9 protein-coding genes are annotated in these 12324 nt (G+C 57.6%); 7 read left to right on the top strand and 2 right to left on the bottom strand.

All coding sequences use genetic code 11. The features are described from left to right. The first annotated feature begins 72 nt into the window (after positions 1–72). Genes AC4GMC_RS00680 through mdoH form a run of 4 tightly spaced genes read left to right on the top strand, consistent with a single transcriptional unit; the run spans position 73 to position 6101 of the window. Positions 73–1425 carry a tetratricopeptide repeat protein gene (locus AC4GMC_RS00680; protein WP_487876145.1) on the top strand — a complete coding sequence of 451 codons (1353 nt, stop codon included), beginning with the start codon at positions 73–75 and terminating at the stop codon, positions 1423–1425. 43 nt (positions 1426–1468) lie between these two features. After that, positions 1469–2725, top strand: coding sequence for an OpgC family protein (locus tag AC4GMC_RS00675; RefSeq protein ID WP_487876144.1), 1257 nt, complete (start codon positions 1469–1471; stop codon positions 2723–2725). Continuing rightward, positions 2722–4248, top strand: a complete 1527-nt coding sequence (locus tag AC4GMC_RS00670; protein ID WP_487876143.1) for an OpgD/OpgG family glucan biosynthesis protein — start codon at positions 2722–2724, stop codon at positions 4246–4248. The genes AC4GMC_RS00675 and AC4GMC_RS00670 overlap by 4 nt, the downstream gene beginning before the upstream one ends. Next, complete coding sequence (mdoH, locus tag AC4GMC_RS00665; protein ID WP_487876142.1) at positions 4245–6101, top strand: glucans biosynthesis glucosyltransferase MdoH; 1857 nt, start codon at positions 4245–4247, stop codon at positions 6099–6101. The genes AC4GMC_RS00670 and mdoH overlap by 4 nt, the downstream gene beginning before the upstream one ends. On the opposite strand, the gene AC4GMC_RS00660 is transcribed toward mdoH, so the two are convergent. Next, positions 6085–6930, bottom strand: a complete 846-nt coding sequence (locus tag AC4GMC_RS00660) for a CE1 family esterase (RefSeq protein ID WP_487876151.1) — start codon at positions 6928–6930, stop codon at positions 6085–6087. The two genes, mdoH and AC4GMC_RS00660, sit on opposite strands and share 17 nt — an antisense overlap. A 22-nt stretch (positions 6931–6952) precedes the next feature. Continuing rightward, positions 6953–7402, bottom strand: a complete 450-nt coding sequence (locus tag AC4GMC_RS00655) for a rhodanese-like domain-containing protein (protein ID WP_487876141.1) — start codon at positions 7400–7402, stop codon at positions 6953–6955. A gap of 195 nt (positions 7403–7597) precedes the next feature. On the opposite strand from AC4GMC_RS00655, the gene AC4GMC_RS00650 reads away from it, so the two are divergent. The 3 genes from AC4GMC_RS00650 to AC4GMC_RS00640 are packed head-to-tail and all read left to right on the top strand — an operon-like array spanning position 7598 to position 12304. Continuing rightward, entirely contained in the window at positions 7598–10714 is a 3117-nt protein-coding gene (locus tag AC4GMC_RS00650) for a methyl-accepting chemotaxis protein (RefSeq protein ID WP_487876140.1), read from the top strand. A gap of 2 nt (positions 10715–10716) precedes the next feature. Then, the gene (locus AC4GMC_RS00645) at positions 10717–11778 is read left to right on the top strand and encodes a protein-glutamate methylesterase/protein-glutamine glutaminase (protein ID WP_487876139.1); all 1062 of its coding nucleotides are present in this window, start codon (positions 10717–10719) and stop codon (positions 11776–11778) included. Positions 11779–11803: 25 nt separating this feature from the next. Continuing rightward, a complete protein-coding gene (locus AC4GMC_RS00640; RefSeq protein ID WP_487876138.1) occupies positions 11804–12304 on the top strand; it encodes a chemotaxis protein CheD in 501 nt (166 codons plus the stop codon). Positions 12305–12324 lie beyond the last annotated feature (20 nt).

Raw genomic sequence — 12324 nt, 5'->3', positions numbered from 1 at the left:
CCGCCGGGCCTGCGACTGAGAAAGAGAATTAACGCTCAATTTGCGTCAAATCTCTTTTGAAAGGCCTGTTTCATGGCAACTGACCCATTCGGATTACCCATTCCATTGCGCCACCCCGAGGCGATCGCGGCGTGGGACAGCACGATCAGGGCGTTCCTGGCCCATGGCGCGGACACACCCCATCACTTGGCTCGCGTTCTTGAGCTTGAGCCACAATTCACCTTGGCTCACGTGGCAAAGGGCATGTTCTACCTGCTGCTTGGACGCCGCGAGTTGATGAGCGTCGCGGCAGAATCTCTTTTAGCCGCGCGTGCCTGTCCCGATCAATTGCCACGCGAGCAGATATATGTTGCCGCGCTAGAGGCGTGCGTTGCCGGTGACACGCATGCGGGCCTTAGGTCACTTGAACACATTCTGCGCGTCACGCCCCAAGATGCGCTCGCGATGAAACTGTCGCACGCATGGCGGTTCGTTTTGGGCGATAGCCTTGGCATGCGCGCGTCATTGGAACGGGTGGCAGAAGCCTATACCCCAGACCACATGGCGCATGGGTATTTTCAGGGCTGTATGGCCTTTGCCCTAGAAGAAACCGGCGAATACGCCAGCGCCCGGACCACGGGCCTGCGCGGTCTAGAGGCTGCACCCGATGACGCTTGGGGCTTGCACGCCGTGGCGCACGTTCATGACATGACAGGAGATGCGCGGGGCGGTTTGGATTGGCTTTCTGGCCGAGAGGCCGCATGGGCGCATTGCAACAATTTTCGCTACCATGTGTGGTGGCACAAGGCTCTGATGCACTTGGACTTGGGTCAAATGGATCAGGTTATGAGCTTATATGATACCGAGATCCGAGCCGACAAAACCGATGACTACCGCGATATCTCAAACGGGACATCGCTGCTCATGCGGCTTGAGTTGGAAGGGGTCGATGTCGGCAATCGGTGGGAGGAACTGGCAGACCTTGCGCAAAGCCGAACCGAGGATGGCTGCCTCATCTTTGCTGATCTGCATTACATTCTCGCACTCGCCGCCGATGGGCGTGAGGACGCCATGGCGCGCATGCTGGGCCGGATGCACGCAGATGCCAAATACGCCGACACAGTTGCACGCAAGCGTATGGCCACCCCCGGCTTGTCCGCAGCCCGTGGGCTAGAGGCCTTCGGAGAGGGAAATTATAGCGCCGCTTTCACCAACCTACTGGCCGCACGGCCCGACATGCAAAAGGCCGGGGGCAGCCATGCCCAACGCGATGTTTTTGAACGCATCACGATCGACGCAGGCTTGCGCGCGGGGCAATTCGCCCAAGTCGAAACGCTGCTTGCAGATCGGCAAGCGAAGCGCGGAGGTGAGGATGGTTACGCCGCCGCACGCCACGCGCTGCTGTCGCAAGCCCGCACACAAGCGGCCCTTTTAGCCGCACAATAGGCCGCTGGCCTCCTGTGCGACACGACCCCGGAAAGACCCAAGTATGACAACGACAAGCCCAGAAACCGCGTTTCAAAACGCCCCCAGAACGGTGGCACCACCCACCAGTGCGATCCGCGACCCCCGATTGGATTTTTTTCGCGGCATCGCAATGTTCATCATCCTTTTGGCACACACTCCCGGCAACGCTTGGACATCGTGGATACCGGCGCGCTGGGGGTTTTCTGACGCCACCGAGATGTTTGTGTTTTGCTCGGGCATGGCCAGCGCGATCGCCTTTGGGCGTACGTTTGACCGTGCGGGATTAGGGCTGGGGACCGCGCGGGTCGGATTTCGAATTTGGCAGGTCTATTGGGCGCATATCGGGATGTTCTTCGCCATCGCGACCCTGCTGGCGGCAATTGATCAGTCCGGGGCCTACGACAAGGTCTATATCGGGACCCTGAACCTGTGGAAGGTCTTCGCCGATCCGGGGCCCCAGTTGGTGGGCCTATTCACGCTGACCTATGTGCCGAACTACTTCGACATTTTGCCAATGTATATGGTGGTTTTGGCCCTGATGCCCTTGGTTGTAGCTCTGTCGCGGGTGTCACTGTTCCTAAGTGCTGGCGTGGTCATTGTGTTGTGGTTGGCTGCTCAAGAACGTCTTTTGGCAGCAGTCGGGCTGAGCGGGCTTCACCTAAACCTACCGGCTGAGCCGTGGTCCGATAGGCAGTGGTTCTTTAACCCCTTTGGCTGGCAATTGGTGTTTTTTACCGGCTTTGCCCTGATGCGCGGATGGATTCCTGCGCCCCCCATCAACAAGGCACTGCTCATTGTTGCGGGTATCATCGTCATCGCCAATGTCCCGCTGTCGAACATCGGTGTGCGCGCCGTTAGCCGCGAATGGTTCGGCCTTGCGTTCGAAACCAACCCGGTGATCGAATGGCGCGTTGCAAACAAGGGTCTGATCGACAAATCCGACTTTGGCATTCTACGGTATGTGCACTTCTTGGCGCTGGCCTATTTGGGCTACGCCTTGGCGGGCCACAAAGGCGCGCGCTTAATGGCGCGGGGCACATCGTTGGCGGCCCGCGTGTGGGAACATATCCTGCCGCTGATCATAAAGGTCGGTCAGCAAAGCCTTGCGGTGTTTATCTTTTCCATGGTGCTGGCGCGGGTGAATGGCTTTGTCCTCGACAACATTGGCCGTAATGCATGGACGTGGACGATGGTGAACGTAACGGGCTTTGGGCTTTTGATCCTGTGCGCCTATGGGGCGGGTTGGTTCAAGTCCCAACCTTGGAGGGCACGGCTATGATTACGCGTCGCGAGTTTCTCACGCAAAGCACGGCGGCGCTGGCGCTGTTCGCGGCTCCCAGCCATGCCATTATGCCTCGCTTCCTGAGTGATGAGCCCTTCGACGCCACCACAGTCGAAACCATGGCACGCACGCTGTCCGAGGCTCCGTTTCGCCCGCGTCCCTTGGTGCCCGAGGCATGGCGCAACCTGACCTATGATCAATATCGCAAAATTTGGTTCAATACCTCCAAGGCGGTTTGGTCTGATACAGGGTTACCCCTTCAGTTGGACCTGTTTCATCCCGGCCTCTACTTTCCCCAAGCGGTTGAAGTGGACATCGTGGCCGAGGATAGGGCGCATCGTTTAGCCTTTGACTACGCGCTGTTCGACAAGACCGACAAAGCGCCTGAGCTGCCCTTGGATGAGACGATGGGCTATTCGGGCCTACGACTGCGGGCAGAGTTGATCAAAGCTGGCATCTATCAAGAGTTTTGTGTGTTTCAGGGCGCCAGTTATTTTCGTGCCCTCGCGACGGGCCAGAACTATGGGCTGTCGGCTCGGGGGCTTGCCCTCAAGACCGGCGACGATGGCGGCGAGGAGTTCCCCGACTTCGTGCGTTTCTGGGTAGAAACACCCGCACACGACGCGGGCACGTTTATCCTGCATGCCCTGTTGGACAGCCCCTCTGTGACCGGTGCCTTTCGGTTTGAGATCACTCCGGGTGAGCGGTGCGAAATGATCGTGCGCGCAACGCTCTTTCCGCGTGTGGCGCTAGACCATGTTGGGATCGCGCCCCTGACGTCCATGTTTCTTTACGATGAAACCAACCGCGAGGCCTTTCGCGACTTTCGCCCAGCGGTGCATGACAGTGACGGGCTGTTGGTGTGGAATGGCGCAGGCGAAATGCTGTGGCGACCACTTGCCAATCCGCGCGATCTTGGGTTTTCGGCTTTTGTGGATGACAGCCCCAAGGGTTTCGGTCTGATGCAGCGCGCGCGCGATTTTGCGGATTTTGAAGACCTTGAGGCGCATTACCACACGCGTCCCTCTGCCTGGGTTGAGCCGTTGGGCGATTGGGGACCAGGCGTGGTGCGCTTGGTCGAAATCCCTGCGGACAAAGAGATTTACGACAATATCGTCACCTACTGGCGCCCAAGAGAAGCACTTGTGCCCGGGCGCGCGCATCGGTTCGACTATCGCCTGACATGGGGCGAAGAGCCGCTGCGCCGCCGTGACCTGGCACGTGTGAGCAACACGTTAGCCGGGCTGAATTTCGCACAAAATGCGGAGCAGATGGTGATCGACTTCGAGGGCCATCCAGAGCTAAACGGTCCGCTTGAGGACATTGGCGTGCATGTCTCCTCAAACGATGTCGCGGTCAGTGACGGCTTGCTGCAACGATTGCCGGACGGGCAGGGTGTGCGGCTGGCCTTTAGCTTTGAGCCTGAGGGACGCACTTCCGCCGAATTACGCGCACAGCTTCTGCGGAAGGGCCGACCAGTATCCGAGGTCTGGCTTTACCGGTGGAGGGCACCTGCATGAACCTCGCCCCTCAATACGGTCATATGCCGCCACAACAGCCCTTGGCCTTTCCTGAACAGGCCTTCGATCGACCCCACAAGGGCGCACCTAACCCGCACGCTGCCCCCGTGACCGTGCCACAAGTGATCTGGGCACGGATCGCGGTTTTTGCCCCGGCGCTGGTCATCACCGGACTGTTGATGATGGTCTTTCTCAAGTGGTTCGCCCAAGGTGGGTTGTCTTGGGTTGAGGTCCTTCTGGCCTGTCTTATCGGCTTTGGTGTGTTTTGGATCGCGCTCAGCTTTGCCACGGCTCTTTTGGGGGCACTGGCACTGGGCGCCCACAAACCCCGCGCCGCGCGAGGTGATCCGCTCAATGTCGCGCTCTTGATGCCGATCTATAATGAGGCTCCGCACCTAACCTTTGGCAACGCCGCTGCTATGATGGAGGCGCTAAGCCACACTCGGGCGCAGGGCCATACATTTACTCTTTATATGCTGTCCGACACCCGTGATCCAAACACCGCCGTGCACGAGGAAATCGCATTCGCGCATCTACGGGCAAGCCTGCCGTCCCGTGTGCAAGTGTTCTACCGCAGGCGCGCCCAAAATACGGACCGCAAGGTGGGCAACCTTGCCGATTGGGTCACGCATTGGGGCGGCGCACATGACGCGATGCTGGTTCTGGATGCCGATAGCTTGATGAGCGCGCCCGCGATCCGCGCCCTAACTGATGCCCTGGCCAGTGATCCCGGCGCAGGGCTGATCCAAAGCTTTCCACACCTTATTGGTGCGCGCACGTTGTTTGCCCGTGCCCAAGAGTTCGCCAACAGCACGTATGGAGCCGCGCTTGCCAAGGGCTTGGCCCTTTGGACCGGGCAGGAGGGGAACTACTGGGGTCACAACGCGATCATCCGTACCACGGCCTTTGCAGCCAGCGCGGGCTTGCCAAAATTGCAGGGCGGGCGGCTGATCCTGAGCCATGATTTTGTCGAGGCGGGACTGATGCGGCGCGCAGGGTGGGGCATTCGGTTTCTGCCGCAACTGGGCGGCTCGTGGGAGGAAGCACCGCCAGCTCTACTGGATCACGTCGCCCGCGACACACGCTGGTGTCAGGGCAATTTACAGCACCTGCGCTTGTTACGCGCGCGGGGGTTTCACGGGTTGTCACGGTTTCACTTGCTGCATGGGGCAGTGGGTTATTTGCTATCACCGCTTTGGTTTGCTCTTTTGATTATCTGGGCCTTGATTGGCACTAGCGAAGAACGGAGCGTTCTCGCTTATTTCTCACCCGATATGCCCCTACGCCCCACATGGCCCGAAATGGGCACCCAAGGCCACGTCGGTGCGATGCTTCTGGTCTACAGCCTATTGATCGCGCCCAAACTGATTGGTGCGGCAGCAACCTTGGTCCAACGGCGTGGTATTATGCGGGTAGGCGGGGTTGGCGCGTTTCTTTTTGGTTTGGTGACCGAGGTACTGTTGTCGATCCTTTATGCGCCGATCTTGATGGTGCAACAGACCCGCGCCGTGGTTCAGACCCTCCTCGGTATCTCAGTCGACTGGACACCCCAAGCACGAGACGGCGCAACCTATGATCTGCGCGACTTGGTGCGCGCCCATTGGTTAGAAACCATACTTGGCGCCGCCCTGTTGACCGGAATTGCCGCGGGGTTGGTTTCGCTGTGGTTATTACCGATTGCGGTTTCGCTGGCGGGGGCTGTGGGGCTTTCTTGGCTTAGTGGCCGACCCACCCATCACCGGCTTTTGGTCACGCCGCAAAGCCTTCGGGCACCGGCTATTCGGCGCGCGGCTTTGAGGTGGCAAGATAGGGTGAAACAAGCCGTTCAGACGGCGTTCATTCCGGGGGAGTAGTCGCTTGATCCAATGGGGCCAATTGTTCCATCCAATCCAGTGCCATATCGGCCCAGCCCTCTGGTACGCGGTGCCCGCCGGGATAAAGCGCAAGTTCTAAGGCAGATCCCGGTGCGCACTCCCATCTTCGGCGCAGAAAAGCACCCGATTGTGACACGGCACTTGGCGCAGGCGAGGCGCAGCTATTCGCCCCGCGCCAAAGGCTCATCCCCTCAAAAATATCCCCCTGCAGGAAGCGGTCACCCAACGGGCGTCCTTCTAGCGGTACGGTCCGGTCCTCCCAGCCATGCGTATGCAATAACCGCACAGGCCCCGCACATTCCGTAGGGTGCGGTCGCCAAAACCCACCGGCCACCGGCGCATAGGCGAGAAAGTCGCGGGGCGTTTCACATGCCAAATAGGACACCATGAAACCCCCTGCAGAGAACCCCGCCAGCATTCCCTTTTGTGCCGATACCCCGTGTCGGACATGCGCGTCCGACAGAACGGCGGTGAAAAACGCAGCCTCATCCCGGGCGCGCGGCCGGGTAGTTTCCGGCAGAAACGACCAAATCCCGCCTTCGCCACCACGCCATGACAGCCCTTGCGGAGCAATCACCGCATAGCCGCGATCCAGCAAAGGCTGCACCACTTGGGCCATCCCCAAAACGCCCCGGCTTGTCCCTCCGGCACCATGCAAGAACATCACATGGGGATAGCCGTCATTTGGGGCAGGTCCGTCGGGCAGGGTGATCCGATAGGTGCCCTGATCGACCTCACAGGGGGGATCGGATCTGCCACAAGCGGCCTGCACTGCAACAGGCGTGGCCGCGAGCAAAAAGAGGGGCACGATCAAGCGGAACACCATGTGGCTAAGCACTGGATCTGACAGGCAAGCCGCGCCGCAACCAACCCGGCCCCGTGCGCGAGCCAAGCATCCCCTCGGGGACGTCAATCACGCCGGTAAATCCCGCGGAAATCAGCCGTGAGGAAAGTCGCGCAGACCGCACGCCGCGTGCGCAGATCAAGGCAATAGGTGCTGCAAAATCGCCATCAGCCAGCTCTGCCAATTGGGCGATGAAATCGGGTTGGCGCATATCCAGCGGGGTGCCGAATTCTGGCACACCAGTAGCGCGCCACTCATCGGGCCTTCGGATGTCAACCAGTAGGATTTCACCTCCCGCAGCCATCTCAAAGGCTTCTTCCGGAGTAAGGGCCACGCGGGCCTTTGGTGGGCCGCCAGTCCCCATCATCGCGGCCCCGACAATCACCGTCGCAGACAGGGCAAACAAAAGGGCGCGGCGCGTGGGGTTCATAGCCATAAAGGGCACTTTCTAGTCGCTACATCGTCTGGTTTAGACCCGCACAAGCCTCCACGCATTACACAAACCAGTGACTGTAACGGTGCAAACCAGCCGCGACTTAAACGAATATTCACACCTAGCGGCGAAACACGCGTCCAACACAGAGCCGTCTCCCCAACGGTTTTGTCCCTCGCGTAAGCCCGGAGTCCAAATATGTCGCTGTTCAAAAACCTGAGCCTTAAGGTAAAATTACCTCTAGTTTTGATGGGCTTAACAGCACTAGCGATGGGGGTCAGTGGCTATTTTCACATCGTGAGCGCCTATGCATCGGTGCGCGATGCCAACATGATCCAGCTGATGGCCACCCGCGATGCCCGCCTGCGACAGGTCGAAGATCTAATCGCACGAATTGATAGCGACATCCGCAGTTTTGCCGCTTCGCAGGAGGCACAGCAGGCACTACGGGGCCTGAACAGGTCTTGGAACAACATGTCAGAGGAAGAGCGTGCCGCAATTCGTGCGCTCTACGGTCGCGACAATCCGTTTCCAATGGCGCTACGGGACCAACTCAGTGATGCCGATGATCGCTCAGAATATTCACTCACCCACGCTATGTCCCACGCTCAGATGCAGGGATTTATGCAGAGCCTAAACTACGGTGATCTTTTGATGATCAACCCTGAGGGTGAGGTGATCTACTCGGTTCAAAAACGGGACGATTTTGGCACTAACCTGGCGGCGGACGATGCGCGCGGCTCAGCCCTAGCACAGCTGTTTGAGCAGATCAGTGCACAGACAGGACCAGCCTCCCCTGTGTTCATGGACGTAGCCCCCTACGCGCCTAACGGAAGTCAACCGACCGCCTTCATTGCCCAGCGCTTGGTGAATGTGCGCGGTGATACGCGGGGGGTCATGGTGCTAGAGTTGCCCATTGATGCGCTCCAAGCGGTGATCGACCGACCCACTGGCCTCGGCCAATCTGGCGAAGCCTATTTACTGGGGCCTGAAGGGATGTTTCGGACGGCTCCCCGAGTAAATGGGGGACCAGCGCCGTATTATGAAATACGTGCAAAAACCGGTTTCTTGGACGCGGTGCAACAGGCAGAGGATGCCGCCTTCGAGGGCGCGGGTACGTGGTACGATCACGCCACAACTGCCTTTGCACCTGTAGCGGTCTGGAACCGAACGTGGACGTTGGCAGTAGAAAAATCGCTGGACGAAGTATTGGCGCCCGCAGTGGCAATCCGCAACTTCACTCTGATCGAGATGGCTATCGTTCAGTTTGTAATCTTCGGGATGGGATGGCTGTTTGCGCGGTCACTGTCCGGTCCATTGAGCCGCGTCATCAAAGCGCTCCGCCAGACAGCCAATGGTGATCTGACCAGCGATGTCCCTGACACAGAACGCAAGGATGAAATTGGGCAGATCGCATCCGCTCTGGGTGATCTGAGAGGGGACCTAGCAGCAGGACAGTCAGCGGCGCATGACGCTCAGTTCAAAGGAGCGGCTTTTGACCAATCCTCTGCGGCAATGATGATCACCGACGAAAACCGCGTCGTGACGTATATCAATCCAGCGGCCAAAGACCTGATCGCAGAGCATCGAGAGGCATGGTCGCAAAAAGGTGTCGCCGTTGATCCGGCCGATATGGTCGGGACACGCCTAGATGCCCTTCACAGGTGTGATGATCTTGATGCGGGGTGTGCAGAAACCTCACCTATCTCGATGCATATCGAGCTCGGTCAAGCCCGGCTTAATCTCAACATTGGTCGTATTGTTGATCCGAACAGCAGACAGCACACGGGCTATATTGTCGAATGGAAGGACGTCACCGAGACACTTCTGTCCGCTACACTTTTAGAAGCGATTGAAGCCTCGCAAGCGGTGTTTGAAATGGACACAAAAGGCGAGATCATCAACGCCAATGCAAACATGCTGAATGCAGCAAACGTGGGCAGTCTTGACGATCTGCATGAGATTTTGAGTTCATCAGTTGATGGCCCCCCCCTTGATGCCGTCCCTCTCATCGACGCTGCGTTAAAAGCCGGGCAGGGCGAAACACTTTCGGGGACTTTTGTGGCGACAAAAGCAGATGGAAGCCCCCTTTGGTTGATGGGGTCTTTGAACCCCGTACATGATCTCGATGGAACAATATCTCGGGTTGTCGCCATATTTGATGACGTAAGCACGCAACGAGCCGCACAAGTACAAGCCGCGAAAGAGCGCGAAGAAATGAAGGCGCAACAAGACCTTGTCGTCGAGCAGCTAGGGGTAGGCTTGAACAAGCTGGCAGATGGAGATCTGCAGGCCACAATAGAAAATACGTTTGGAACCCAATACGAAAAGCTCCGGCTTGACTTCAATTCTACCAGTTCTCGGCTTGCCAAAGCCATGCAAGACGTCCGCACCAATGCAGAGAGCATCCGAGGTGAAGTCGCGGAGATAAGTAATGCCGCCGCCGACCTTTCAACCCGAACTGAGAAGCAAGCCGCAACGCTGGAAGAAACCGCTGCCGCCATCGAAGAGATCACGGCATCAGTGGTTTCTGCAGCCGAAGGCGCCACGGCAGCCAATGGTGTTGTTTGTGCCGCGAAGGCGAATGCTGAGCAGAGTGGTTTGGTCGTCACCGAAGCAGTTTCGGCCATGGGCGTTATATCTTCATCCTCTTCCAAGATGTCCAAGATCATCAGCGTCATTGACGACATCGCCTTTCAAACGAACCTATTGGCCCTGAATGCCGGCGTGGAGGCCGCAAGAGCCGGCGATGCAGGGCGAGGCTTTGCTGTTGTAGCATCAGAGGTCCGGTCCCTAGCACATAGGTCCTCCGAAGCCGCCAAAGAGATAAATGACCTCATATCCGAAAGCAGAAAACAGGTGAGCCACGGTGTCGATCTCGTGGGTAAGGCCGGGACTGCCTTGCAAGAGATTGTTGGCTTTGTGACCAACATATCAGAGCACGTCAGTGATATTGAACACTCCGCAAAGGAGCAAAGCTCCGTCTTGAGTGAGATCAACACGTCGATGGGCCAACTGGATCAAGTCACCCAACAAAATGCAGCTTTGTTCGAGGAAACAACCGCCGCCAGTCAATCCCTCAACACCGATGCTGATACTCTTTTACAGCTTATTCGGCATTTCAGAATTGATGCTGAAGTTACCCCTTCCGAGCCCGCCAAGACCGAGCAACCTGTTTACACAGGAAAGCGTCACACCAGCACAGGGATGTCTTTGCAAGGTACAGCACACACTTCTTCGACCCAACCCTCAGTCGCAGTTAGCGCGGTACAGATTGCACCCCAAGATGATCTAGATGATTGGCGGGAGTTCTAGAGATGGACCCGACATTCAGAACTGACCCAAGCTCCCCTATAAAGGTCCTCATTATTGACGATTCCGCCACTATTCGGCGTCTTTTGAGTTTGGTTCTTGGAGCTGACCCTGAAATTTCCGTCGTTGGTGAGGCTGAAAACCCTATAGAAGCCCGAGAACTGATCAAGCAAACCGATCCGGACGTTCTAACCCTTGATGTCGAAATGCCGAAAATGGATGGCATCGAGTTTCTGCGCAGGTTGATGCGGCTACGCCCGACGCCAGTGGTCATGATTTCGACACTGACCCACAAAGGTTCAGAAGCTGCGCTTACGGCTCTACAGCTCGGAGCGGTTGATGTTTTTGGAAAGCCGCGGCGTGCGGAGATATCCGAGTGGCAAGCTCTTGTGGCTATCGTTAAAACCGCTGCGCGTGCACGCGTTGGTCAAAAACGTGTCGACAACAAACGACCTTTGCCGACGCGCCACGGAGCATGGACAGGCAAGATAGTGGCGATCGGTGCATCCACCGGCGGGGTGGACGCATTAGAAACCGTGCTGAGTAGATTTCCTGCTGACTGCCCCCCAACGGTGATTGTTCAACATATGCCTGAGTTGTTTTTAACGTCACTCGCAACGCGGCTAGATGGGAAATATGCACCCAAGGTTCAGCTCGCAGAAAATGGAACACCGCTGCGGCCCGGGTCTGTGTTGATCGCTCCTGGGGGGGATTATCATCTTTGTCTTGAACGCACCCGACCCAATGTCGAATTGATCGGATCTGAGAAAGTCGCGGGACACCGTCCCGCTGTAGATGTCCTTTTCGGATCATTGGCGCGCCTCGGTGATAAAGTGGTTGCGACTTTGTTGACGGGCATGGGCCGGGACGGAGCAAACGGTATGAAAGGATTACGCGCCAGTGGCGCAATGACCATCGCCCAAGACGAGGCTACCTGTGTCGTCTATGGGATGCCTCGCGCTGCGGTTGAATTGGAAGCGGCCTGCGAGGTTCTACCATTAAATAAGATTGGCGATGCTCTGCTCGCTCAAGCAGCCGTACCTGCCTCCCGCACAGCAAAGGCCTAGACCCATCGTACAGGAAGCAACAAAAATGCAGCACGTCGGTCAAGGTGAGCATGCGGTGTCTGACAACCCATCGGTTGTTTTGTCCACGCTTCTTGGGTCGTGCGTGTCCACGTGCCTTTTTGATCCTCTCGCTAAGGTCGGCGGGTTGAACCACATGGTTTTGCCCAACGATTCATCCAATGATCCATTCGACTTGATGACCCAAGTCAACGCGATGGAATGCCTGATCAATGCACTGCTCAAAAGTGGTGCGGTGCGAAGCAGGTTGGTGGCAAAGGTGTTTGGAGGTGCGCGCATGATCGGCAGTTCCGCAGCCGTTGGCGAAAAGAACGCGGAATTCGTTTTGTCATTTCTTAACGATGAGGGTATCCCTGTTGAAGGGCAGGACTTAGGCGGCACTCAGGCACGCCGAATTCGGTTCGAACCGACAACCGGGCGCGTACAATTAAAGCTGGTGACGGATCGCCCAATTGAACCGATTGTTGCGCCACCTAAACCGGTCGACAGTGGACTGGAGCTATTTTGACCTTTCCATTGGCCGCACTT

It is taken from the genome of Thalassobacter sp., assembly GCF_982993085.1.
Note: the sequence above shows the minus strand (reverse complement) of the source record. Positions and strands in the feature narration are given on the sequence as shown.

Coding starts and splice junctions, on each gene's coding strand:
- AC4GMC_RS00680 (WP_487876145.1), top strand. CDS start 73: ATGGCAACTGACCCATTCGGATTACCCATTCCATTGCGCCACCCCGAG.
- AC4GMC_RS00675 (WP_487876144.1), top strand. CDS start 1,469: ATGACAACGACAAGCCCAGAAACCGCGTTTCAAAACGCCCCCAGAACG.
- AC4GMC_RS00670 (WP_487876143.1), top strand. CDS start 2,722: ATGATTACGCGTCGCGAGTTTCTCACGCAAAGCACGGCGGCGCTGGCG.
- mdoH (WP_487876142.1), top strand. CDS start 4,245: ATGAACCTCGCCCCTCAATACGGTCATATGCCGCCACAACAGCCCTTG.
- AC4GMC_RS00655 (WP_487876141.1), bottom strand. CDS start 7,402: ATGGCTATGAACCCCACGCGCCGCGCCCTTTTGTTTGCCCTGTCTGCG.
- AC4GMC_RS00650 (WP_487876140.1), top strand. CDS start 7,598: ATGTCGCTGTTCAAAAACCTGAGCCTTAAGGTAAAATTACCTCTAGTT.
- AC4GMC_RS00645 (WP_487876139.1), top strand. CDS start 10,717: ATGGACCCGACATTCAGAACTGACCCAAGCTCCCCTATAAAGGTCCTC.
- AC4GMC_RS00640 (WP_487876138.1), top strand. CDS start 11,804: ATGCAGCACGTCGGTCAAGGTGAGCATGCGGTGTCTGACAACCCATCG.